This window comes from Aquabacter sediminis (genome assembly GCF_028863665.1).
Taxonomy (GTDB): Bacteria; Pseudomonadota; Alphaproteobacteria; order Rhizobiales; family Xanthobacteraceae; genus L1I39.
Window position 1 is genome coordinate 413,122 of record NZ_JARBFX010000004.1, and the last position, 25,851, is coordinate 438,972.

General features: G+C 66.7%; 13 protein-coding genes. 6 read left to right on the forward strand and 7 right to left on the reverse strand.

All coding sequences use genetic code 11. From position 1 onward, the window contains the following. Positions 1-63: 63 nt before the first annotated feature. Both nifD and nifH read right to left on the reverse strand, forming a co-directional pair. On the reverse strand, positions 64-1,584 hold the full coding sequence (nifD, locus tag PV781_RS10260; protein WP_274775525.1) for a nitrogenase molybdenum-iron protein alpha chain: 1,521 nt from the start codon (positions 1,582-1,584) through the stop codon (positions 64-66). Between the two features lie 61 nt (positions 1,585-1,645). Then, positions 1,646-2,545, reverse strand: coding sequence for a nitrogenase iron protein (nifH, locus tag PV781_RS10265; RefSeq protein WP_209105224.1), 900 nt, complete (start codon positions 2,543-2,545; stop codon positions 1,646-1,648). 436 nt (positions 2,546-2,981) lie between these two features. Here nifH and PV781_RS10270 point away from each other — a divergent pair, with 436 nt between their 5' ends. Next, entirely contained in the window at positions 2,982-3,572 is a 591-nt protein-coding gene (locus PV781_RS10270) for a hypothetical protein (RefSeq protein WP_274775526.1), read from the forward strand. Between the two features lie 67 nt (positions 3,573-3,639). Here PV781_RS10270 and PV781_RS10275 read toward each other — a convergent pair whose 3' ends face one another. From PV781_RS10275 to PV781_RS10290, 4 genes are all read right to left on the reverse strand, one after another. Further along, positions 3,640-4,149: a hypothetical protein gene (locus PV781_RS10275; protein ID WP_274775527.1), complete on the reverse strand. Its 510-nt coding sequence runs from the start codon at positions 4,147-4,149 to the stop codon at positions 3,640-3,642. A gap of 240 nt (positions 4,150-4,389) precedes the next feature. Then, positions 4,390-7,725, reverse strand: a complete 3,336-nt coding sequence (locus PV781_RS10280; protein WP_274775528.1) for a transglutaminase family protein — start codon at positions 7,723-7,725, stop codon at positions 4,390-4,392. A 132-nt stretch (positions 7,726-7,857) separates the two neighbouring features. Continuing rightward, entirely contained in the window at positions 7,858-11,046 is a 3,189-nt protein-coding gene (locus tag PV781_RS10285) for an efflux RND transporter permease subunit (protein WP_274775529.1), read from the reverse strand. Between the two features lie 30 nt (positions 11,047-11,076). Further along, complete coding sequence (locus PV781_RS10290; RefSeq protein WP_425532382.1) at positions 11,077-12,342, reverse strand: efflux RND transporter periplasmic adaptor subunit; 1,266 nt, start codon at positions 12,340-12,342, stop codon at positions 11,077-11,079. Between the two features lie 540 nt (positions 12,343-12,882). On the opposite strand from PV781_RS10290, the gene secA reads away from it, so the two are divergent. The 5 genes from secA to PV781_RS10315 all read left to right on the forward strand — a co-directional run bounded on the left by secA (position 12,883) and on the right by PV781_RS10315 (position 24,990). Continuing rightward, the gene (gene secA / locus PV781_RS10295) at positions 12,883-15,663 is read left to right on the forward strand and encodes a preprotein translocase subunit SecA (protein ID WP_274775531.1); all 2,781 of its coding nucleotides are present in this window, start codon (positions 12,883-12,885) and stop codon (positions 15,661-15,663) included. Positions 15,664-15,855: 192 nt separating this feature from the next. After that, complete coding sequence (gene putA / locus PV781_RS10300; protein WP_274775532.1) at positions 15,856-19,725, forward strand: trifunctional transcriptional regulator/proline dehydrogenase/L-glutamate gamma-semialdehyde dehydrogenase; 3,870 nt, start codon at positions 15,856-15,858, stop codon at positions 19,723-19,725. A 205-nt stretch (positions 19,726-19,930) separates the two neighbouring features. Then, entirely contained in the window at positions 19,931-20,539 is a 609-nt protein-coding gene (locus tag PV781_RS10305) for a TetR/AcrR family transcriptional regulator (RefSeq protein ID WP_274775533.1), read from the forward strand. A gap of 111 nt (positions 20,540-20,650) precedes the next feature. Next, entirely contained in the window at positions 20,651-21,817 is a 1,167-nt protein-coding gene (locus PV781_RS10310; protein WP_274775534.1) for an efflux RND transporter periplasmic adaptor subunit, read from the forward strand. Positions 21,818-21,834: 17 nt separating this feature from the next. Beyond that, entirely contained in the window at positions 21,835-24,990 is a 3,156-nt protein-coding gene (locus PV781_RS10315) for an efflux RND transporter permease subunit (protein ID WP_274775535.1), read from the forward strand. Between the two features lie 320 nt (positions 24,991-25,310). Here the strand turns inward: PV781_RS10315 and PV781_RS10320 are convergent, their stop codons facing one another. Beyond that, positions 25,311-25,823, reverse strand: coding sequence for a prolyl-tRNA synthetase associated domain-containing protein (locus PV781_RS10320; protein ID WP_274775536.1), 513 nt, complete (start codon positions 25,821-25,823; stop codon positions 25,311-25,313). Positions 25,824-25,851: the final 28 nt, after the last annotated feature.

Below are 25,851 nucleotides of genomic sequence, written 5' to 3' on the forward strand. Positions count from 1 at the left end.
CTGGCGATCCTTGTGGATCAAAGGGTTAGATCCGGCCCGCCCGAGGCGGGCCGGAGGGGGATGTCACTCCGCTGCCTGGAGCAGCGGGGCGGCATCCTTCTTCTTCCAGGGCGGATCGAACAGGCCCCAGACCGGATTGTTGATGGCCAGGTCCATGTCGCGGGCGAAGATGGCGAAGCCGTCATAGCCGTGATAGGGGCCGGAATAGTCCCAGGAATGCATCTGGCGGAAGGGAATTCCCATCTTCTGCACCGGATACTTTTCTTTGATGCCGGAGCCCACCAGATCCGGGCGGATCTTCTCGATGAACTTCTCCAGCTCGTAGCCGGTGACGTCATCATAGATGAGCGTGCCGTCTTTTACGTAATGACCGGTGCGCTGGTAGTCGTCGTTATGGGCGAATTCATAGCCCGTCCCGGCGATTTCCATGCCCAGGTCCTCATAGGCGGTGATGACGTGGCGGGGGCGCAGGCCACCCACGTACAGCATCACTTTCTTGCCTTCGAGGCGTGGCCGGTATTTGGCGATGACCGCATCGACCAGGGGCTGGTACTTGGCGATCACGGCTTCGGCCTTTTCCTCGATCTCCGGCCCGTAATGCTTAGCAATCTTGCGCAGCGAGGCGGCGATCTGGGAGGGGCCGAAGAAATTGTATTCCATCCACGGGATCGAATACTTCTCTTCCATGTAGCGACAAATATAGTTCATCGACCGATAGCAATGGATGAGGTTGAGCTTGGCCTTGGGGGCCCGCTCGATCTCGGCCAACGTTGCATCGCCGGACCAGTTTCCAACGATCCGCAGGCCCATTTCTTCCAGCAGAATGCGAGACGCCCAGGCGTCGCCGCCGATATTGTAGTCGCCGATGACGTTGACGTCATAGGGCGAGGTCTCGAATTCCAGCGTTCCGTCCTGCTTCTCGAACACCCAGTCCCGGATGGCATCGTTTGCGATGTGATGGCCGAGCGACTGAGAAACGCCACGGAATCCTTCGCACCGGACAGGCACGATGGTCTTGCCGATTTCCTTGTTCTTCTTCTTCGCCACGGCCTCGATATCATCGCCGATCAGACCGATGGGGCATTCCGACTGGATGGTGACGCCGTGATTCAGTGGGAACAGGGCCTCGATCTCGGTGATGACCTTGTCGAGCTTCTTGTCGCCGCCGAAAACGATGTCCTTCTCCTGGAAGTCGGACGTGAACTGCATGGTCACGAAGGTGTCGATGCCCGTCGTGCCGATATAATAGTTGCGGCGCTGGGACCAGGAGTACTGTCCGCAGCCAACAGGGCCATGGGAAATGTGGACCATGTCCTTGATGGGACCCCACACCACGCCCTTCGATCCAGCATAGGCGCATCCGCGGATCGTCATCACGCCGGGGATGGACTTGATGTTGGACTTCACATCACATTCGGTGAGGAGCTTCTCCTCGCCTTCGGCTGTCTCTTCGACTTCATCCACGCCCTTGGCGACAGACAAATGCTTGCGCCGGCGCTTGGCAAATTTGTCGGGATAGGCGGACAGCACGTCCTCGATGATCTTCTCGTGGAGCGCGCCGTCGTTTTCATAATCGAGGCTCATGGCAGTCGACCTCTCAAAGTGAGCGGCGGGGCGGCCCGGCGGGGTGCCGGGCCGCGTTGGGTCAGACGGCCGCGGCGGCGGCCTTGGCGGCTTCCTTGGCGGCGAGCTCGGCGAGCTGCTGTTCCTCGGTCTTCATGATGCCGAAGTCCAGCAACATCTCTTCCAGTTCTTCCATGGTGATGGGGGTCGGGATGGTGCCCTTGCCCGCATTGCCATGAACCTTGTTCGCCAGGGTGCGATATTCTTGCGCCTGCTTGCTGTCGGGCGCGTATTCGATCACGGTCTGACGGCGCAGCTCGGCGTGCTGGACGATGTTGTCGCGCGGCACGAAATGGATGAGCTGCGAATTCAGGCGCTTGGCCAGAGCATCGGCCAGGTCCCACTCGCGGTCGGTCTGGCGCTCGTTGCAGATGAGCCCGCCCAGGCGCACGCCACCGGAATGGGCATACTTGAGAATGCCCTTGGCGATGTTGTTGGCCGCGTAGAGGGCCATCATCTCACCGGACATGACGATGTAGATTTCCTGCGCCTTGTTCTCGCGGATGGGCATGGCGAAGCCGCCGCACACCACGTCGCCGAGCACGTCGTAGGAGACATAGTCCACATCATCATAGGCGCCATTCTCTTCGAGGAAGTTGATCGAAGTAATGACGCCGCGTCCGGCGCAGCCGACGCCCGGCTCGGGACCGCCGGACTCGACGCACTTGATGCCCTTGTAGCCGATCTTGAGCACGTCCTCGAGCTCAAGATCTTCCACCGAGCCAGCCTCGGCCGCCAGGGACAGGACGGTGTCCTGCGCCTTGGCGTTCAAGATCAGGCGGGTCGAATCCGCCTTGGGATCGCAGCCGACGATCAGGATCTTCTGACCCATTTCGACGAGCGCGGCGAGGGTATTCTGGGAAGTAGTGGACTTTCCGATGCCACCCTTCCCGTAGAAAGCAATTTGGCGCAGACCGGCCATGGTCAAACCCCACTTGGTTGTTCCGACATCTTGCGATGCCACCATTGGCGCGCGGCGCTCGCCGCCACCGCACTTCCTCCCGCAACCGGCGTGCCAAGCGGCGAACAGGTCGTGCCATTTTCGAAAAGGCAAAGAAAACAACAGGTTGCGCGGGTATGTGCGCCGCGTGTCGGCGGTGTGGGGGCTGTCTCGAAACCGACAAAACACGACAGCCATGTGCGCTTCCGAAAAGCCGTGTCGGCCTTTCCCCATCCCGCCAGGATTGTCGGACGCCTTTGTCGGGTGCGCGACAGGGATGTCGGCGACGGGCCGGAAACCGCCTGTGATCTCGGCTTAGGAGGCCTTTTCAGCGCACGGAACAAGCCAATTCAAGGCTTCCGGCTCTGGTGTCGAACTTGCACCGGCTCCGCCGGCTTTACTTGAGAAGGACTTTGCCATGACGCTCATCGATCAGACCGCCTTCGCCCGCCTCGAGAGCGAGGGGCGGCTCCTCAATCCCGTGCTGAAGGGGCCGACCCACAAGCCGGGCCGGTTCGGCTTCCGGGGCGAGCTGGCGCTCAAGTTCACCCCCACGGTGGCGGGCGAGAAGCGGCCGCCGGAACTGGCGGTGGACCAGGTGCTCTCGGTGAGCCGGGAGGGGGAGGCGACCATCTCCTTCTTCGCCGCCTATCTGCTGTCCTTCGAATATCTGAGCATCCTGGCGGACGTGCTGGGCGATACGCTTTCGCCGGAAGGGAAATATTTCCTCTTCTGCAACAACATCCCGCTCGACAAGAAGTTCAAGGTGACGCTCGCCGGGGCCACCTTCCTTGTGGTGCCCATCGACGAGGCGACGGTCTACAACGAATTGCTGGAGCTCCTGAAGATCGAGAAGAACGACCTGAAGAAGCTGGATACGGCCGGAAAGCAGGATTTCATCGCGGACAAGGCGGCCAAATTCTCTGCCAAATGGCCGGAGCTGACCTTTGCCGAAGGGCTCGCCCTCATGGGGCCGGTGCGCGATCCCGGCGAGAACCGGCCGGTGTGAGGCGGCCCGGCGGGCGCGGTCTGCCGCCGGGGCGGTGGTCCGCCACAGATGGGGACCGGGCGGGGCCTCAGGCCCCGCTTTTCTTGTCGCAGGCGCCAAGGGCAGTCAGGACGGCGGGCACGCCCTCCAGGGGCAGCTTGACCTGCTCCGGGCCGATGATCGCGGTCAGCGTCTTGCCAGTCCGCAGCGCCTTCAACTGCCCATCGCGCAGGAAAGTGCCCATGCGCGCGTCGTCCATGCGGTAGAAGACGGCCTTTGCGCCCTTTCCGTCCACCTCGACGCGGCCCTTCACCTCCTCGCCGGAGGCCGTGGAGGGCACCAGCAAGGTCCAGCCCTCGCTGCTCTTCTCCAGGGCGGCGGCCAGGCCCAGGGCGGCCGGCGGGGCGGCGGCGCAGCGCAGATATTGGCCGTCAATGCTCACCGCCACAACGGTCCAGCCGCTCACTTCGGCGAACTTGGTCTCCACGGGCGCGGGGTCGGAGGCCGGCGTCGCCTGGGGGCTGGGGACGATGCCCGCGAACAGGCTCGCGCCGAGGAAAGCGGGCGCGAGGTGCACCGACAGAAGCGACAAGATCATGCGATCCCCCTGATGCGTCGGTCTGCGAAGGCGCCGGAAGCCCCCCTGGACGGGGCACGCAAGCCGGTCTCCTTCCCTATAAGCATGTCTGCCCTGCGCTGGCGAGATGCTTGTGGCGGGCCGGTGCTGAGCCGGCGCGAGGCGTGACAAAAAGGCCGGCCCGCAGGGCGCGGACCGGCCTGATGACGGGGCGATGCCCGGCGATGCGAGAGGGCGCGGCGGCGGGCCGCCGCGCCCGCCTCACACGCCGATGGGCCGGCGCAGGTCCAGCGTGGTGGGGAACTCGTCCGGCGCCGTCTCGGCCGGCACATGGGTCATGCCGGGGGTGTGGCCATGGGGCTGGAAGCGCGCCAGGCGGCGGGCCTCGGCCTCATAGGAATTGACCGGATAGGTCTCGTAGTTGCGCCCCGCCGGATGGGCCACGTGATAGACCACGCCGCCGCGCGAACGCCCGCTCCAGGTGTCGATGATGTCGAAGGTGAGCGGGGTATGAACGGGGATGGTGGGGTGCAGGCCGTTCGGCGGCTGCCAGGCCTTGTAGCGCACGCCCGCCACGAAGGTGCCGTTGCGCCCGGTGGGGGCGAGCGGCACGCGGCGGCCATTGCAGGTGAGGATGTAGCGGGCCGGATTGAAGCCCTCCACCTTCACCTGGATGCGCTCCACGGAGGAATCCACATAGCGCACGGTGCCGCCGATGGCCCCTTCCTCGCCCAGGACGTGCCAGGGTTCGAGCGCGCTGCGCAGTTCCAGGTCCACGCCCGCATAATGCACCTTGCCATAGGCCGGGAAGCGGAACTCGAACTGGGCGCGGAACCATTCCGGATCAAAGGCATAGCCCGAATCCGAGAGGTCGGAGAGCACGTCCTTGAAGTCTTCCCACACATAATGGCCGAGCATGAAGCGGTCATTGAGCGTGGTGCCCCAGCGCACGCAGCCGCCGGTGATGGGCTGCTTCCAGAACATCATGATGAGCGCGCGCAGCAGCAATTGCTGGGCAAGGCTCATGCGCCAGTCCGGCGGCATCTCGAAGCAGCGGAACTCCACGAGGCCGAGCCGCCCGGTGGGTCCATCCGGCGAATAGAGCTTGTCGATGGAGATTTCCGTGCGGTGGGTGTTGCCCGTCACGTCCATCAGGATGTTGCGCAGCAGGCGATCCACCAGCCAGGGCGGCGGCGGCAAGTCCGTGCCCGGATAGGGGAATTTGGAGAGGGCTATCTCCAGCTCGTAGAGGCTGTCGTGGCGCGCCTCGTCGATGCGCGGATGCTGCGAGGTCGGGCCGATGAAGAGGCCCGAGAACAGATAGGACAGCGAGGGATGGCGCTGCCAATAGAGGATCAGGCTTTTCAGCAGGTCCGGCCGGCGCAGGAAGGGGCTGTCGGCCGGGGTCGCGCCGCCCACCACCACGTGGTTGCCGCCGCCGGTGCCCGAATGGCGCCCGTCCAGCATGAACTTCTCGGTGCCGAGGCGGGTCTGGCGGGCCTCGTCATAGAGAATGCGGGTGGTGTCGACGCAGCCCTGCCAATTGTCGGAGGGGTGCACGTTGACTTCCAGCACGCCCGGATCAGGGGCGATGCGGATCACTTCCAGGCGCGGATCATAGGGCGGGGGATAGCCTTCCAGATGGATGGGAAGGTTCAGTTCCTCCGCCACCGCCTCCACGGCGGTGACCAGCTCCAGATAATCCTCCAGCGCGTCCACCGGCGGCATGAACACGCACAAATGTCCGTCGCGCGGCTCGATGGCGATGGCGGTGCGCACATAGAAGGGGCCGGCGGGCGGGGAATAGGTGAGGTATTCCTGCACGATGGCCCGCGCCCGCACGGCGGCGGGAATGGCCCCGCTGGTGCCGTCGCGGCGATAGGCCTGGGCGATCTCGTCCGGGTCCGGCAAATCGGGGCGCGGATCCAGCGGATCGGCGGGAATGGTGTGGGGATAGAGGGTGGCGGGGATATAGGCCAGCGAATCCAGCGGCAGGCGGAAGCCGATGGGGCTGTCGCCGGGCACCAGGAACATGTGGCCGCGGCGGAAGCGCCAGGCTTCGCTCAGCCAGCCGCCGCCGGCGCGGGAGTTCAGCCGCTGGACCGGAATGGCAAAGCCCTTGGCGGTGCCCAGTCCCTGGGCGAAGGCGTCCGCCATGGCCTTGCGGGCGATGGGGTCCTTGATGCGCGGGTCGCCCGGCTCCAGGTTGATGGGCAGGTTCGCCTCCTTCATGATGAAGTAGGCGATGTCCTCATAGGCCGGGATGACGTTCTCGTCCCTCAGGCCGAGCCGCTCGGCGAGCGCGCTGGAGAAGCGCTGCGCCTCGGCGGCGCCCACCCCGTAATGGGTGGTCTCGTAGGCGATCAGCTTCTCGTCGTGCCAGATGGGCTTGCCATCCTTGCGCCAGAACAGGCCGAAGGACCAGCGCGGCAGGTCCTCGCCGGGATACCACTTGCCCTGGCCGTAATGGAGAAGGCCGCCGGGGGCGAATTTCTCGCGCAGGCGACGGATCAGTTCGTCCGCCTTGCCCCGCTTCATGGGGCCCAGCGCTGCCGTGTTCCATTCCGCGCCTTCATAATCGTCGATGGACACGAAGGTGGGCTCGCCGCCCATGGTCAGGCGCACGTCATGGGCCTTGAGATCGGCATCCACGGTCTCGCCCAGGGCGTTCAGCGCCGCCCAGCTCTCGTCGGAGAAGGGCAGGGTGACGCGGGGGGCTTCCGCGATGCGGTCCACCCGCATGTCGAAGCCGAATTCCACTTCCGCCGGCTCAACCAGGCCCGAAATGGGGGCCGCGGAGCGATAGTGCGGGGTGGCGGCCAAAGGCAGGTGGCCTTCGCCGCACAGGAGGCCGGAGGTCGCGTCAAGGCCGATCCAGCCGGCGCCCGGCAGGTAGACCTCGGCCCAGGCGTGGAGGTCGGTGAAGTCCACCTCGGTGCCGGACGGACCGTCCAGCGACTTCACGTCGGGGCGCAGCTGGATGAGATAGCCGGAGACGAAGCGGGCGGCGAGGCCGAGGCGGCGCAGCACCTGCACCAGCAGCCAGCCGGAATCGCGGCACGAGCCCAGGCCCTTTTCCAGGGTCTCGTCCGGCGTCTGGACGCCCGGCTCCATGCGGATGACATAGCCCACCTGGGACTGGATCTTCTGGTTCATCTCCACCAGGAAGTCCACCATCCGCTTCTTCTCGCGCGGGATGGCGGCCACATAGGCGTCGATGAGGGGGCCGGCGTCCTCCAACTCCAGATAGGGGGTCAGTTCCTTCTTCAGCTCGGGCGCATAGTCGAAGGGGAAATGCTCGGCATAGTCCTCGATGAAGAAGTCGAACGGGTTGATGACCGCCATGGAGGCGTGGAGGTCCACCTCCACCTTGAACTCGGTGGTCTTCTCCGGGAAGACGAGGCGGGCCTGCCAGTTGCCGAACGGGTCCTGCTGCCAGTTGATGAAGTGCTCGGCCGGCGAGATCTTCAGCGAATAGGCGGGCACCTCGGTGCGGCAATGGGGGGCGGGGCGCAGGCGGATGATCTGGGGCCCGAGCGCCACCGGCTTGTCATAGGTGTAGCTGGTAACGTGATGCAGGCTCGTCAGGATGGGCATGGTGTGTCACCGGCTGCGGTGGGCAAATGGCAAGCCCAAGGTTAGACAAGGGGTTAGCGGCATGAAAGCGCGTCTTTGCGGCGCGCGCTGCCGAAAATAAGGGCAGGACGGAGGCCGTCCTGCCCTCATGTCTCACGCGGGATGCGCAGCGCCGCCCTTGGCGGGTTCCGGCCCGCCTTCACCCGGCCGCGTGGGCTTCTTCTTCAGCACCTTCTCCTCGAACTTCTGGAGCACGGTGAAGAAGGAGGGCACGAACAGCACCGCCAGGCAGGTGGAGGCCAGCATGCCCGAGACCACCGCGATGCCGATGGACTTGCGGGAATTGGCGCCGGCGCCGGTGGCGAAGACCAGCGGCAGCACGCCCAGGATGAAGGCGAAGGAGGTCATGAGGATGGGGCGGAAACGCAGCCGTGCCGCCTCCACCGCCGCATCCATGATCTCCATCCCTTCCAGGCGTTTGTCGCGGGCATATTCCACGATCAGGATCGCGTTCTTGGAGGCGAGCGCGATCAGCAGCACCAGGCCGATCTGGGTGTAGAGGTTGTTGGCAATGCCAAGCCCCACCAGCGCGGACACCGTGCCGAGCAGCGCCAGCGGCACCGCCAGGATGACCGAGAGCGGCTGGATCCAGCTTTCATACTGGCCCGCCAGCACCATGTAGACCAGCACGATCGCCATGGCGAAGACGTAGTACATCTGGTTGCCGACCTGCTTCTCCTGGTACGACATGGCCGTCCATTCGAAGCCCATGCCCGGGGGCAAGGTGGCCTTGGCGATCTGCTCCATCAGGTCCATCGCCTGGCCGGAGGAATAGCCCGGCGAGTTGACGCCCACGATGGTGGCGGTGGGATAGAGGTTGTAGAGCGAGATCAGCGGCGCGCCCGGCATCACGCGGATGTCGATGAGGGTGCCCAGCGGCACCATCGTCCCGTTGCCCGCCTTGACCTTCAGGTTGTTCAGGTCCTCGGGGTGAATGCGGGCCTTGCTGTCGGCCTGGGCATAGACCTGGAAGACGTTGCCGAACTTGTTGATCTGGGTGACGTAGCTGGAGCCCACATAGGTGGAGACGGCCGAGAACACCTGGTTCACGCCGATGCCCAGCGTCTCGGCCTTGATGCGGTTGACCTCCACCTGCAATTGCGGCGCGCCCACCCGGAACGAGGTGGACAGGTGGGAGAGGCCGGACTGCGACTCGCCCTTCTCGATGATGGCGTTGGCCACCTTGGAGAGCAGCACGTAGTCGAAATTGCCGTCGCGGATCTGCGGCTGCATGGTGAAGCCGGAGGCGTTGCCGATGCCCTGGATGGCCGGGGGCACCAGCACCAGCACCGAGGCCGACTGCACCTGCTCGAAGTCCTTGTTGAAGCGCATATAGAGGGAGCGCAGGTCCTCGCCCTTGTTCTTCTCGCGCACGCTCCAGTCGGTGAAGGTGACATAGAGCACGCCGGCATTGGACAAGGTGGCGTTGTTGTCGAGGGCCGAGATGCCGGTGATGCCGAGCACTGTGGCCACCCCGGGCACCTTCTGGGCGATGGCGGAGACCTGGTTCACCACCTCCTGGGTGCGCTCCATGGAGGAGCCTTCCGGCAGCTGCACCGCCAGCACCACATAGCCCTGGTCCTCGATGGGCAGGAACGAGGTGGGCACGCGGCTGATGCCGTAGATGGCGATGGCGATGAGGGTGAGCGCGAACACCACCATCAGCTTGGAATGGTGCACCATGCGGCTGATGAGGCCGGTATACCAGTGCTCGCACTTGTCATAGACCGCGTTGAAGCCGCGGAAGAAGAAATTGCGCTTCTCCGGCGGGGTGGGCGGGCGCAGCCAAAGGGCGCACTGGGTGGGCTTCAAGGTGGCGGCGTTGATGGCCGAGATGACCGCGGTGGCGGCGATGACCAGCGCGAACTGCTTGAACATCTCGCCCGACAGGCCGGGAATGAAGGAGGCGGGCAGGAACACCGACATCAGCACCAGCGTGATGCCGATGACCGGGCCGAACAGCTCGTCCATGGCCTTTTCCGCCGCCGGGCGGCCCTCCATACCCTCCTCGATGTGTCGCGCCACCCCCTCCACGATCACGATGGCGTCGTCCACCACGATGCCGATGGCGAGGATGAGGGCGAACAGCGTGGTCAGGTTCACCGTGAAGCCCAGCGCCGCCATGGCGGCAAAGGCGCCGATGATGGTCACCGGCACGGTGGTGGCGGGCACCAAAGTGGCGCGCCAGTCCTGGAGGAAGAGGATGATCACCACCAGCACCAGGATGCCGGCCTCGTACAGGGTCTTGTAGACCTCGTCGATGGAGGCGGAGACGAACTTGGTGGTGTTGAAGGGGATCTCGTAGGCGACGCCCTCGGGGAAGGAGGTCTTCAATTCCTCCATCTTGGCTTCCACCGCCGCCGCCACGTCGAGCGCGTTGGCCTCGGGCAGCTGGAAGATGGCGATGCCGGTGGCGGGCTTGTTGTCCAGGGTGAAGGTCTTGGAATAGGACTGCGCGCCCAGTTCCACCCGGCCGATGTCGCGGATGCGGACGATGCGGCCGCCGTCCTGGTTGTCCACCTTGACGATGATGTTCTCATAATCGGGCACGTCGTTGAGGCGGCCCTGGATGTTCACCGTATATTGGAAACTGGCCTGGCCGCCCGCCGGTGGCGCGCCCACCTGGCCGGCGGTCACCTCCTGGCTCTGTCCCTTCACCGCCTGGGTGACGTCGGAGGGGGTGACGCCGACCGCCTGCATCTTGTCCGGATCGAGCCAGATGCGCATCGCATAGTCGCCGACGCCGAAGATGAAGACGTTGCCGACGCCCGGCAGGCGGGCGAGCTCGTTCTGCACATAGATGGCGGCATAGTTGGACAGGAACAGGCCGTCATAGCGCCCGTCCGGCGAGGTCAGCGACACGAATTCCAGGATCGACGTGCCCTTCTGGAGCACGGTCACGCCCTGGGTCTGCACCGATGTGGGCAGCGAGGCCATGGCGATGGAGACGCGGTTCTGCACCAGCACCTGCGCCATGTTCGGGTCGGTGCCGATGGCGAAGGTCACCACCAGCGTATAGGTGCCGTCCGAGGCTGCCCAGGACTGCATGTAGAGCATGCCCTGGACGCCGTTCACCTGCTGCTCGATGGGCAAGGCGACGGTGTCGATGATGGTCTTGGCGCTGGCGCCCGGATAGGAAGTGGACACCGTGACCGTGGGCGGCACGATGTTGGGATATTGCGCCACGGGAAGGCGCAAGAGGCACACCGCGCCGATGAGCACGAAGAGAAGAGCGAGGACGTTGGCCAGAACCGGTCGCTCGATGAAAAAGCGCGAGATCATGTTCGCCGCCTTGGGTTCGAGGAGCCGACGTCAGTTCTTGGGGGCCGGCGCGGGGGTGCCGGGGGTGTTGTCCGCGGGGCTGATGGGTTTCTTCTGCTGCGGCGCCACCATGGTGCCGGTCTCCGGCGTCACGGTCGCGCCGGGAATGGCGCGCTGGATGCCATTCACGACCACCTTGTCGCCGGCGGACAGGCCCTGGGTGATGGCGCGCAGGCCATTGTCCTGGAGCTGGCCGAGCTGGACCACCTTCTGCGACACCTTGTTGTCGGAGCCCACCACCAGCACGTAGGAGCCGCTCTGGTTGGCGCCCACCGCGGTGTCTTCGATCACCACCATGTCCTCGGGCTTGCCGAGGGGCAGGCGGACGCGGGCGAACAGGCCCGGCAACAGGCTGAAGTTCTTGTTGTCGAAGATGCCGCGCACGGTCAGCGTGCCGGTATTGGGGTCGACCTGGGGCGCCACATAGTCGAGCTTGCCCTTGTGGGGATAGCCCTGCTCGGTCTGGAGGCCGATCTCCACCGGGATGTCGGCGATGTTCTCGGCCACGTGGGCAAGCGTCTTGCCCTGGGCGGCGAGGCCTTCCTTGATGCGCAGCACCTGGGTCTCGGAGAGGGTGAACCACACATAAATCGGGTTGATTTCGACGATGGTGGCCAGCTTGGTGGGCCCGCTATAGCCCACCAGCGCGCCCACATCCTGCAAGTGCGCGGTGACCACGCCGTCGAACGGGGCCATGACCTCGGTATAGCCGAGATTGATCTTGGCGGTGTCCACCTGGGCCTGGGCGTTCTGCACGTTGGCCACCGCCTGGTCGCGCTTGGCGCGGGCCTGGTCGAGAGTGGCCTGGGAGGCGAAGTCCTGCTTGGCCAGCTGATTCTGCCGGTTGAACTCGGCTTCGGCCTGCACCTGGAGCGCCTGGTTGGCGGCGAGCGTGGCCTTGGCCGATTCCAGGCTGGCGATATATTGGTCCTGCTCGATGGTGAAGAGGACGGTGCCCTTCTTCACCAGGGCGCCGTCCTTGTACTTGATGCCGGTCAGGAAGCCCTGGACGCGGGCATTCAGGTCCACCGTATTGATGGAAGCGGTGTTGCCGGTCAGTTCCAGGTAGCGCGTGACCGGCTGGACGGGAGCGGCGGCCACGGTGACGGTGGGCGGGGGCGGGGCGACATAAGTGTTCTTCTCCTCGCAACCCGCGAGGGCAACCGAGACGAACGCCGTTGCGGCCAAGATGAACCCCGGATGACCAGCACGGAGTTCAGACTTGCGCGCACACGTACCGCGGACCAATACCGTCATACCCAACCCCCGATCGAGCGATCGCGCGGATACTAAGCAGCGACCTGTGGCGTGTCCATGAAAGAGAATGGACGAAAGGCGTTCGCGGACGGGCGTGTTGCCTGCGCCACGGCTTGTGTTTCTGCGGTTTGTCTGCCGCCCGCCGCGCCTGCGGCCCCTCTGGCGCGACGGGCAAAGCGCAGGCCGCGCACGCCCGCTCTCATTGACAAGCCTCCCCCCCGTTCATAAGTGTCCCCGCGGTATGGTGGCGACCCCTGCACCATGCCGTCCGCCCGCGTGCGCCCCTTCCGTTGCGGAAGTCGGGCGCGGCAGTGTTTGGGGCTCATGGATGCCGCTTTTGTGGTGTCCAAGGTTCCGGGCGCGACGAGGGACGCGACGTGGAACGCGCTGTGGTCCGCGACGTGGTCCGCGACGTGGCCCGCGACGTGGCCCGCGACGTGGCCCGCGACGTGGCCCGCGACTTGGGACCAGATTTCCGGAGGGCCGGGCCGCCCGTCTGCCCCCTCCGCGCTCCGAGACGGAACGGATAGAGATTTAACGATGTTCGGTGGACTTGCCCGCAAGATTTTCGGCTCCGCGAACGACCGCAGGGTCAAGGGCTTGCGCCCCAAACTCCAGGCCATCAATGCCCTGGAGCCGCAGATGGCGGCGCTCAGCGACGACGAATTGCGCGGGCGCACGGCCGAGTTCCGCGCCCAGCTTGCCGCCGGCAAGACCCTCGACGACCTGCTGGTGCCCGCCTTCGCCACCGCCCGCGAGGCGGCCAAGCGCGTGCTGGGCATGCGCCCCTTCGACGTGCAGATGCTCGGCGGCATGGTGCTCCACGAGGGCGGCATCGCCGAGATGAAGACCGGCGAAGGCAAGACGCTGGTGGCCACCGCCCCGGTCTATCTCAACGCGCTCGCCGGCAAGGGCGTGCACGTGGTGACGGTGAACGACTATCTCGCCCGCCGCGACGCCGAATGGATGGCGCGCATCTACCGCTTCCTGGGCCTGACCACGGGCATCATCGTCCACGGCCTCGACGACGAGCAGCGCCGCGCCGCCTATAACAGCGACGTCACCTACGCCACCAATAACGAGCTGGGCTTCGACTATCTGCGCGACAACATGAAGTATGACCGCTCGCAGATGGTGCAGCGGCCGCACTTCTTCGCCATCGTCGACGAGGTGGACTCCATCCTGGTGGACGAGGCGCGCACGCCCCTTATCATTTCCGGGCCGCTGGACGACCGGTCCGACTTCTACAACACCATCGACAAGTACATCCCCCGCCTCACCAAGGACGACTATGAGGTGGATGAGAAGCAGCGGTCCGTCGCCATGACCGAAGCCGGCATGGAGAAGATGGAGCAGATGCTCTCCGAGGCCGGCCTGCTGAAGGCCACCTCCCTCTACGACATCGAGAACGTCTCGGTGGTGCACCATGTGAACCAGGCGCTGCGCGCCCACACGCTGTTCCAGCGCGACAAGGACTATATCGTCCGCAACAACGAAGTGGTCATCATCGACGAGTTCACCGGCCGCATGATGCCCGGCCGGCGCTATTCGGAAGGATTGCACCAGGCGCTTGAGGCCAAGGAGCGGGTGCAGGTGCAGCCGGAGAACCAGACGCTGGCCTCCATCACCTTCCAGAACTATTTCCGCCTCTATGAGAAGCTCGCCGGCATGACCGGCACCGCCTCCACCGAGGCGGCCGAGTTCGCCGACATCTATCGCCTCGACGTGGTGGAGATCCCCACCAACGTGCCGGTCTCCCGCATCGACGATGATGACGAGGTCTACCGCACCGCCGCCGAGAAGTATGACGCCATCATCAAGGTCATCCACGAGGCGCACGAGAAGGGCCAGCCGGTCCTGGTGGGCACCACCTCCATCGAGAAGTCGGAGCTGCTCGCCTCGCTCTTGGTGAAGGCCGGCTATATCCAGAAGGACTTCTCCGATCCGGAGGCCTTCAGCGGCCACACCCCCGGCAAGGTGTTCGCGGTGCTGAACGCCCGCTATCACGAGCAGGAAGCCTATATCGTCGCCCAGGCCGGCGTGCCCGGCGCCATCACCATTGCCACCAACATGGCGGGGCGCGGCACCGACATCCAGCTCGGCGGCAATGCGGACATGCGCATCTCCCACGAGCTCACCGACGTGCCGCCGGATTCGCCCGAGCGCGCGGCCCGCGAGCAGGCCATCCGCGACGAGGTGCAGGCGCTCAAGAAGAAGGCGCTGGAGGCCGGCGGCCTGATGGTGCTCGGCACCGAGCGCCACGAGAGCCGGCGCATCGACAACCAGCTGCGCGGCCGCTCGGGACGCCAGGGTGACCCCGGCCATTCCAAGTTTTTCCTCTCCCTCGACGACGACCTGATGCGCATCTTCGGGTCCGACCGGCTCGACGGCATGCTCCAGCGCCTCGGCCTGAAGGAAGGCGAGGCCATCATCCACCCCTGGATCAACAAGGCGCTGGAAAAGGCGCAGCAGAAGGTGGAAGCGCGGAACTACGACATCCGCAAGAACCTCCTGAAATATGACGACGTGCTCAACGACCAGCGCAAGGTGGTGTTCGAGCAGCGCCTCGACCTTATGACCGACGACAATGTCGCCGAGACCGTGGAGGAGATGCGCCACACGGTCATCGCCGACCTCGTCGCCAAGTACATCCCCGCCAATTCCTATCCCGAGCAGTGGGACGTGAAGGGCCTCGACTTCGCCGTGCGCGATGTGCTGACGCTCGACCTGCCCATCGAGGACTGGGCCAAGGAAGAGGGCATCGGCGCCACCGAGGTGGTGGAGCGCATCACCCGCCGGGCAGACGAATGGATGGCCGGCAAGGCCGCCAAGTACGGCCCCGATTTGATGCGCTACGTGGAGAAGTCCATCCTTCTCCAGACGCTGGACCATCTGTGGCGCGAGCATATCGGCATGCTCGATCACCTGCGCCAGGTGGTGGGCCTGCGCGGCTATGCCCAGCGCGATCCGCTGAACGAGTACAAGTCGGAAGCCTTCAACCTGTTCTCGGCCATGCTCGGCCGGCTGCGGGAGATCGTCACTTCGCAGCTCATGCGGGTGGAGATCGTCACCTCGCCCCCGCCCCAGGAAGAGCTGCCGCCCATGGAGGCGCACCACATCGACGCCACCACTGGCGAGGACGAGATGGCCTCCGCTGCCGCGGCCTTGGGGTTCCGTCCCGCGCCTGAGTTGACGGGCGATGTGGCCGTTGCCGACCGCGACCCCAACGACCCCTCCACCTGGGGCAAGGTGGGGCGCAACGAGAACTGCCCTTGCGGCTCCGGCAAGAAGTTCAAGCACTGCCACGGCCGCTTCGCCTGAGGCAGGGCGCGCCTGCGGGCGCTGACCTTTAAGGTTGAAAAGGGCGCTCCCGCCGGGGGCGCCCTTTTTGTTTGCGCCGACGGTGAGGCCCCGCACGCACGGCGGGTGAAACTTTCACATCGGGTGGGTTAACCCGATTGACAGGAGGGGTTGCACCTTGTTCTGTGCCGGGCACATACCCGGAGCCCCGTCATGGTCACCACCACCCTCGGCATCAAGGTTGACGACACCCTCAGGGAGCGGCTGCGCCTCGCCGCCGAGCGCCATGGGCGCACGCCCCATTGGATGCTGAAGCAGGCCCTCGTCACCTTGCTGGACCGGCTGGAGGCGGAAGGCGGGACCACCGACCTCTCCGGCGCGGATGCGACCCTGGCGGAGGCGCTTGCGGGCTCCGGCGGGGAGAATCCGTTCCTCGACTTCGCCCGGGGCGTGAAGGCGGAAGGCCATCTGCGCAGCCGCATCACCGCCGCCTATCGCCTGCCGGAAGACGAGTGCGTGCCCCGCCTCGTCGCCGAGGCCAGCCTGCCCGACGCGCTCGCCGACGAGGTGGCCGCCACCGCCCGCACCCTGGTCACTGCCCTGCGCGAGAAGGCGGGACGGGGCGCGGTGGAGGCGCTGATCCGGGAATATGACCTCTCCAGCCAGGAGGGCGTCGCCCTCATGTGCCTCGCCGAGGCGCTGCTGCGCATCCCCGACCGCCCCACCCGCGATGCCCTGATCCGCGACAAGATCGGCCGGGGCGACTGGCTCTCCCATCTCGGCCACAGCCGATCCCTGTTCGTGAACGCGGCCACCTGGGGGCTGCTGGTCACCGGCAAGCTCACCGCCACGGCGAGCGAAAGCGGCCTGTCCTCGGCGCTCACCCGCCTTGTGGGCAAGGGGGGCGAGCCGCTGATCCGGGCCGGCGTGGATCTCGCCATGCGCATGATGGGCGAGCAGTTCGTCTCCGGCCAGACCATCACGGAGGCCCTCGCCAACGCCCGCAAGATGGAGGCCAAGGGCTTCCGCTATTCCTATGACATGCTGGGCGAGGCGGCCATGACGGCGGCCGATGCGGACCGCTATTTCGCCAGCTACGAGCAGGCGGTGCATGCCATCGGCAAGGCCTCGGGCAAGCGCGGCATCTATGAGGGGCCGGGCATCTCCATCAAGCTGTCGGCCCTCCATCCGCGCTATTCCCGCGCCCAGCGCGAGCGCGTCCTGGCCGAGCTCCTGCCCCGCGTGCGCGCTTTGGTGCATCTGGCGCGGTCCTATGACATCGGGCTGAACATCGATGCGGAGGAGGCGGACCGGCTGGACCTCTCCCTCGACATCCTCGAGCAGCTCGCCTTCGACCCGGAGCTCGCCGGCTGGAACGGCATCGGCTTCGTGGTGCAGGCCTATCAGAAGCGGGCGCCTTTCGTGCTCGACTTCGTCATTGATCTGGCCCGTCGCAGCGGCCGGCGCATGATGGTGCGCCTGGTGAAGGGCGCCTATTGGGATGCCGAGATCAAGCGCGCCCAGGTGGATGGGCTGGAAGGCTTCCCGGTCTATACCCGCAAGGTCTATACGGACGTTTCCTATCTGGCCTGCGCCCGCAAGCTCTTGGCCGCGCCCGACGCGGTGTTCCCGCAATTTGCCACCCACAATGCACAGACGCTCTCCGCCATCCTGGCCATGGGCGGCGGCAATTATTATCCCGGCCAGTATGAGTTCCAGTGCCTCCACGGCATGGGCGAGCCGCTCTATGAAGAGGTGGTGGGCGCAGACAAGCTGAACCGGCCCTGCCGCATCTATGCCCCCGTGGGCACCCACGAGACCCTGCTCGCCTATCTGGTCCGGCGCCTGCTGGAGAATGGGGCCAACACCTCCTTCGTTCACCGCATCGCGGATGCCACCATTCCCATCGAGGCGCTGATCGCCGATCCGGTGGCGGAAGCCGCCGCCATCCGCCCCCAGGGCGCGCCCCATCCACGCATCGCCCTGCCGCGCCGGCTTTTCCCCGACGGCCGGGTGAATTCGGCGGGGCTGGACCTGTCCAACGAGCAGCAATTGGCGGCGCTGGGCAGCGCTCTTCTGGCGGGCGCCCATGAGGCCCATCTGGCCGAGCCGCTGCTGGCCGACGGCGCGGTGGAAGGGGAGGGGCGCCCCGTGCGCAATCCCGCAGACCTCCGGGACGAGGTGGGCCGGGTGGTGGAGGCCGATCCCGCGCTCGCCGCCCGCGCGGTGGAAGAGAGCGCGCGCCTCGGCGCCGTGTGGCCCGCAACCCCGCCGCATGAGCGGGCACGGTGCCTGCGCCGCGCGGCGGATCTCCTGGAAGAGCGCATGCCGAGCCTGCTGGGCCTCATCGTGCGGGAGGCCGGCAAGTCCCTGCCCAATGCGGTGGGCGAGGTGCGCGAGGCGGTGGATTTCCTGCGCTATTATGCCGGGCAGGCGGAGAGCTTCGACAATGACACCCACCGGCCCCTGGGACCGGTTGTGTGCATCAGCCCCTGGAACTTCCCGCTCGCCATCTTCACCGGCCAGGTGGCCGCGGCGCTCGCGGCCGGCAATACGGTGATCGCCAAGCCGGCGGAGGAGACACCCCTCATTGCCGCCGCCATGGTGGGCATGCTGCGGGAGGCCGGGGTGCCGGCGGGCGCGCTCATCCTCCTGCCCGGCGATGGCGCGGTGGGCGCGGCGCTGGTGGCCGATCCCGGCGTGCGGGGCGTCATGTTCACCGGCTCCACGGAAGTCGCCCGCCTCATCCGCGCGACGCTGGCGCAGCGGCTGGGTCCCGATGGCCGGCCCATCCCCCTCATCGCCGAGACCGGCGGGCAGAATGCGCTGGTGGTGGATTCCTCCGCATTGGCGGAGCAGGTGGTGGCGGATGTGCTCGCCTCCGCCTTTGATTCCGCCGGCCAGCGCTGCTCGGCGCTGCGCGTGCTGTGCCTCCAGGAGGAGATCGCCGACCGCACGCTGGCCATGCTGCGCGGCGCGCTCAAGGAATTGCGCATCGGCAATCCCGCCCGGCTCGCCACCGATGTGGGGCCGGTCATCACCGCCGGCGCGCGGGAGGGCATTCTCGCCCATGTGGCGGCCATGCGGGAGAAGGGCTTTCCCATCGAGGAGGCGCCCCTGCCGGAAGAATGCCGGCACGGCACCTTCGTGGCGCCGACCCTGATCGAGATCGATGCCATCGGCGCGCTCACCCGCGAGGTGTTCGGCCCCGTCCTCCATGTGGTGCGCTATGCGCGCGAGGACCGGGACGCGCTGCTTCAGGCCATCGCCGCCACCGGCTATGGGCTCACCTTCGGCCTCCACACCCGCATCGACGAGACCATCGCCGAGGTGACGGCGAAGGCCAGCGCCGGCAATCTCTATGTGAACCGCAACCTCATCGGCGCCGTGGTGGGCGTGCAGCCCTTCGGCGGGCACGGCCTGTCCGGCACCGGCCCCAAGGCGGGCGGGCCGCTTTATGTGAACCGGTTGCTGGCGGTGCGTCCGCCTTATGCGCCGTCCGAAGGCAACGCCCCGGCGCCGGATACCGCCGCCCTGGCCTGGGGGGCGCATCTTACCGCCAAGGGCGTGCCCGAGGCGGTGGTTGCCCGCTGCGCGCGGCTGGCGGAACGGGCCTTGCCCGGCCGCGTGCAGGACTTGGCCGGGCCGGTGGGCGAATCCAACCTGTATGCGTTGAAGGCCCGCGGCACGGTTCTGTGCCATCCGGCGACCTCTCTCGGCCTTGTGCTCCAGGTGGGGGCGGCGCTGGCGGCGGGGAATCGGGTGCTGCTGGATGCCCCGACCTCCCTCGATGGCCTGCTGGAGGGCCTGCCCCCCGCCGTCGCCGCCCGGCTCACCCGGGTGCGCGGTCTGCCGGAGGGGCGGCTCGATGCCGTGCTGTTCGAGGGTGACAGCGATACGCTTCTCGCGCTCGACCGCCAATTGGCCGAAAGGGATGGGCCGCTGGTGGCGGTGCATGGCCTCTCCGCCTCCGAACTGGGGGAGGGGGTCGACTATCCCCTGGAATGGCTGCTGGAGGAGCGCTCCATCAGCACCAACACGGCGGCGGCGGGCGGCAATGCCTCGCTGATGACCATCGGCTGAGACGCGCGCCGTCTTGCAAGGCTTGAAGCCCTCTCCCGGCCCGGGAGAGGGCTTTTTTGTTGCCGAAGGTTTTCCTGTGTGACTCCCGAGGGATGGTGCGGCCGTTCGGGCCGCTGGGAGAGGCGGCAGCGGGGAGTCGCGCAAATTCCCCTTGCGTATTTCTGATGAATTTCGATATTCATCAGAAATCAGATTGGAAGGCCCCATGGCAGTGACACGGCCCAAGGAGACGGCGGACGAAACCCGCGAGCGCATTGCGCGCGTTGCGGAGGAATTGTTCCGTCGCATGGGATTTGCCAAGACGGCGGTGGCGGACATCGCCGCCGAGCTCGGCATGTCGCCGGCCAATGTCTATCGCTTCTTCCCCTCCAAGACCGCCATCGTCGAAACCATCTGCAATCGCTGCCTCGGCGAGATCGAGCAGGAGGCGCGGGAGATCGCGCGGTCCGACCTGCCCCCGGGCCAGCGGCTGGAAGACATGTTCATCGCCATCATGCGCTACCACCGGGAGAATTTCCTGGTGGAGCGGCGGGTGCATGACATGGTCCTGGTGGCCATGGAGAACAATTGGAGCTCCATCGAGGCCCACAAGGAAAACATCAAGGCCATGATCGCCCAGGTGCTCGCGCAGGGCACGGCGGACGGGGTCTTTCGCGCCTATGACCGCGCCGATGTCTCCGAGATCATCATGGGCTGCATGGTGCGGTTCTGCCATCCGGTGCTGGTGGTCCAGTGCATCGACGAGGATCTGGAGTCCCAGCTTCGGGTCACTATGCGCTTCCTCCTCGGCGCCCTCGCGCCCACCCCGGCCTGACAACTCCGGCGCCCGTCGGCGCCGGGTTTTTTGTACCTTTTTTCTGACGAAAATGAACTTTCGTCAGTGATGACACGTAACCCTTCACCCCGTTGAACCGGACTTTGCGCCATGCCCGCTTTCACGTCCTCTGATCCGGTCCAGCCCGCCTCCGGGCGCGCTTTCTTGCTGCGACTCCTGCCCGTCATCGGGTTCGGCCTGCTGCTCGCTGGCTGCGGCGATCCGGCCCCGGCCGAGGAGGCCGGTCCGCCCGCCCGCCCGGTCCAGGTGATCACGGTGGCGCTCACGCCTCTCGAAGCCGACAAGAGCTTTGTCGGCGTGGTGCGGGCGCGCCGCGAGATCGACCAGTCCTTCCGCGTGGGCGGCAAGGTGGTGCAGCGCTTCGTGGATGTGGGCCAGAGGGTGCAGGCGGGCCAGGTGATCGCCACCCTCGACCCGCAGGATCTGCGCCTGCAATTGGAAAGCGCCGAGGCGGAATTTGCCGCCGCCACCGCCAATCTCGCCCAGACGGCGGCCGAGGACGGGCGCTATCGCACCCTCACCGCGCGGGGCTTTGCCTCCAATGCGGACCTGGACCGCAAGTCGGTGGCCAAGGAAGAGGCCGCCGGCCGGCTGGAGCGCGCTCGCCGCTCCCTCGACCTTGCCCGCAACCAGCTGGCTTATACCGACCTGAAGGCCGATGCCGACGGCGTGGTCATGACCACGTCCGCCGAGCCCGGCCAGGTGGTCACCGCCGGCCAGACCGTGGCGCGCATCGCCCGCCTGGACGAGAAGGAGGCCGCCGTTGCCTTGCCGGAGACGGCACTGTCCGCCGCCCGGTCGGATTCCGCCACCGTCACCTTGTGGGCCGAGCCCGACCGGGTGTTCAAGGCCCGCCTGCGCGAGCTGTCTCCCCAGGCCGATGCCACCAGCCGCACCTATGCCGCCCGTTTCACCATCGAGAAGGCCGACGATACGGTGGCGCTGGGCATGACCACCTTCGTCAGGCTGCATCCCACCCAGGTTCCCAATGTCGCCCGCCTGCCGCTCTCGGCGGTGTTCGACAAGGGGGCGGGGCCGCGCGTCTACGTGGTCGACCCTGCCACCCACGCCTTGGAGGCGCGCCCGGTGACGGTGGCCGGCTACACCTCGGATTCGGCCCTGGTGTCGGAAGGGCTCTCGGGCGGCGAGCAGGTGGTGACCATGGGCGTCCAGACGCTGGATCCCGGCCGGGTGGTGCGCACGGTGCCCGCCAAGGTGGACGTGGCGCGCGCCACGCCCGCCGCATCCTCCAAGTGAGTGGCGGGGACGGATCTATGTCTGACGATGCATCCCGCGGCGCGCCGGCTGGCGGCTTCAACCTCTCCCGCCTCGCCATCACCCATCGCGCCCTGACGCTGTTCGCCATTCTCCTGGTGGCGGCGGCGGGGGTCTATTCCTACTTCAACCTGGGCCGGGCGGAGGACCCCTCCTTCACCATCAAGGTCATGGTTGTGAGCGCGGTCTGGCCGGGGGCCACCTCCACCCAGATGCAGGAACTGGTGGCCGATCCCATCGAGAAAAAGCTGCAGAGCCTGGCCCATCTGGAGCGGGTGGAGAGCTATTCCCGCCCTGGCGTCAGCTTCATCCAGGTGATCCTGTCGGATTCCACCCCCGCCTCCGACGTGAAGCCCCTGTGGTACCAGGTGCGCAAGAAGGTGGACGACATGAAGGACGAATTGCCGTCCGGCACGATCGGTCCCTTCTTCGACGACGAATATGGCGACGTCTATTCCAATCTCTACATGCTGTCCGGCGACCAGGTCGCGCCTGCCGAGCTGAAGCGGCAGGCGGAGATCATCCGCCAGAAGCTGCGCCGGGTGGCCGGCGTGCAGAAGGTCGACATCATCGGCGAGCGGCCCGAGCGCATCTATATCGAGTTCAGCCACGCGCGCCTCGCCACCCTCGGCATCACCCCCCAGCAGGTGTTCGACGCGGTGGCGCGGCAGAATGCGGTGGTCTCGGGCGGCGCCGTGGATACCAAGGCGGACCGCATCAATCTGCGCCTGTCCGGTGCCTTTGCCGGGCCGGACGCCATCGCCGCCGTGCCGGTGGCGGCGGGAAATGCGGTGTTCCGCCTCGGCGACATCGCCACCATCAGGCGCGGCTATGAGGACCCCGCCTCCTTCCTCATCCGCCAGAACGGCCGCGATGCCGTGGGCATCGGCGTGACCATGGAGGCCGGTTCCAACATCATCAGCTGGGGCGAGGCCGTGAAGGCGGCCATGGACAAGGCGGTCGCGGAACTGCCCGTGGGCATCGACGTGACCCAGATCGCCGACCAGCCGCACATCGTCTCGCTTTCGGTGGGCGAGTTCCTGCGCACCTTCGCGGAAGCCCTGGTGATCGTGCTGGTGGTGTCCTTCCTCTCGCTGGGCCTGCGCACCGGCATCGTCGTGGCGCTCTCCGTGCCCTTGGTGCTCGCCATCGTGTTCGTGACCATGCTGTCCATGGACATGGACCTCCATCGCATCACGCTCGGCGCCCTCATCATCGCGCTGGGCCTGCTGGTGGACGATGCGATCATCGCCATCGAGATGATGGTGGTGAAGATGGAGGAGGGGCTCGACCGGGCGAGCGCGGCCACCTTTGCGTGGAGCTCCACCGCCTTTCCCATGCTCACCGGCACGCTGGTGACGGCGGCGGGCTTCCTGCCCGTGGGCTTCGCCAAGTCGTCCTCGGGCGAATATGCCGGCGGCATCTTCTGGGTGGTGGGCATCGCGTTGATCGCCTCCTGGTTCGTGGCGGTGATCTTCACGCCCTATCTCGGCTACATGCTGCTGCCCGACTTCAAGAAGAAGGCCGGCGCGGCCGGGCAAGGGGGCCATTCCGCACATGGCCAGCATGACGGGCGCCTCTATCGCATGCTGCGGTCTGTGCTCAATGTGTGCCTGCGCCACCGCTTCCTGGTGATCGGCATCACATTCGGCCTGTTCGCCGCCTCGGTGGTGGGCTTTGGCGCGGTGCAGCAGCAATTCTTCCCCACCTCCACCCGGTCCGAACTGTTCCTGCAGATCCGACTGCCCGAGGGCACCTCCATCTCGGTGACGGAAGCCACGGCCCGCAAGGCCGAGAGCCTGTTCGCCGGCGATCCGGACGTGATCACCGCCACAACCTATGTGGGCCGGGGCACGCCGCGCTTCTGGCTGGGGCTCAATCCGGTGCTGCCCAATCCCAACTTCGCCGAGATCGTCATCGTCACGAAGGACACCGAGGCGCGTGATCGCCTCAAGGCCAAGCTCGATGCCGAGATCGCCGAGGGTGCGCTCAGCGAGGCGCGGGCCCGCGTGGACCGCTTCGTGTTTGGCCCGCCTGTGGGTTTCCCGGTGCAGTTCCGCGTGGTCGGCCCCGACCCCCTGCTGGTGCGCCAGATCGCCGAGGATGTGCGCACCGTCGTGGCGCGCGATCCGGCGGTGATCGATCCGCACCTCAATTGGGGCGAGCGGGTGAAGTCCATCTCCCTGGAGGTGGACCAGGACCGCGCCCGCGCCATCGGCCTGACCCCCACCGACATGGCGCAGACGCTGCAGACCCTGCTCTCGGGCTACACCGTCACCCAGCACCGGGACGGCAACCTGCTCATCGACGTGGTGGCTCGCGCCGTCCCGGAGGAGCGCATCGACCTGGAGAAGCTCGCGACCCTCACGGTGGGCACCCGCAACGGGGTGGCCGTGCCGCTGGGTCAGGTGGCGCGCATCGTCTATGCCACCGAAGAGCCCATCCTGTGGCGGCGCGACCGGGACCTGGTGCTCACCGTGCGGGCGGACATCAAGGACGGCGTGCAGGCGCCCGACGTCACCGCCCGCATCCTGCCCAACCTCGCGACGCTGAAGGCCGGGCTGCCGGCAGGTTACCGGGTGGAGGTGGGCGGCTCGGTGGAGGAGAGCGCCAAGGCCAACAAGGCGCTGGCGGCGGTTTTCCCGGTGATGATCATCGCCATGCTCTCCATCCTGATGATCCAGCTCCAGAGCTTCTCCCGTCTCGCTTTGGTGCTGGCCACCGCGCCCCTCGGCCTCATCGGCGCCACGGTGGCGCTCCTGGTGGCCCACAAGCCGTTTGGCTTCGTGGCGTTGCTGGGCCTGATCGCGCTGGCCGGCATGATCATGCGCAACACCGTCATCCTGGTGGACCAGATCGACACCGACATCGCCGCCGGCCATGCCCCGGGCGAGGCCATCGTGGACGCCACCTTGCGCCGCGCGCGGCCGGTGGTGCTCACCGCGCTGGCGGCGGTGCTGGGCATGATCCCGCTGTCCCACTCGGTGTTCTGGGGACCCATGGCCATCACCATCATGGGCGGCCTGCTGGTGGCGACCGTCCTCACCCTGCTGGTGGTGCCGGCCATGTATGCGGCCTGGTTCCGCGTGAAGCTGGGCGCCCCGGCGTCCGCCACCACGCCCGTCGCGCCGGAGGCTCTGCCGGCGGCGCGCTGAACCGCCGTTCCCTGGAGGCGCCACTCCCTTGGAGCCACCAGTCTCTTGGAGCCACCAGTCGTTGGAGGCGGCAGTACCGCTGCTGCCGCTTCCCCGTTCCGCCGGCCGCGATTGGACCCCTTGTCGCGCCGAGGCGGAGGACCCCGCATCCGGCCACCGCCCCCCTTCGGCCGGATGCGGGGGACACCGCGCCAATAACCCGCGCACACGCGCCGGTTCGCAGCGTCGGTGTCAAGCGTGAGCCGGCGTCAGACCTGCCCCGAAGGGCGCGGCCAGGAACACACACACACACCCGTCCCCGTGAACGGCCCGCCGCGTGTTCAGACCGCTACGGCCTCTTCCACCAGCGAGATGCGCAAGGGCTCGTGGCCGGTGACGGCCAAAAAGCGCAGCAGCTCGCCGGGGGCCAGCGTGGTGGTCTTCTCGTTGGTGAGCGGGTGGCAATTCACATAGGGAGCCGCCAGCAGCACCTCGTCGATGGCGATGGTGACCTCGCGCTGGGGATCGTTGGCGGCGGCCAGAAGGGTGACCGCGCCGGGCAGCACGCCGAGCTTCTCATAGAGGGCTTCCGCCGAGCCGAAAGATAGCCCGCCGCGCGCCCCGAGCTTGGCGCGCAGGCCCTTCAGGTCCACGGGCGTGCCTTCCTCGATGGCGACGAGGTAGTAGTTCTTCTTGGAATCCCGCAGGAAGAGGTTCTTGGTGTGGAGACCGGGAATCTCACCCCGAAGCGCCTGCGATTCCGCCACCGTATGCACCGGGGGGTGCGAGTGGGTGGTGGCCGCGATACCGTGGGCGTCGAGAAAGTTGATAAGGCCGTCGGGCGTAAGAGGCATGGTTCAACTCTGATCCGGTCGCGAGCGG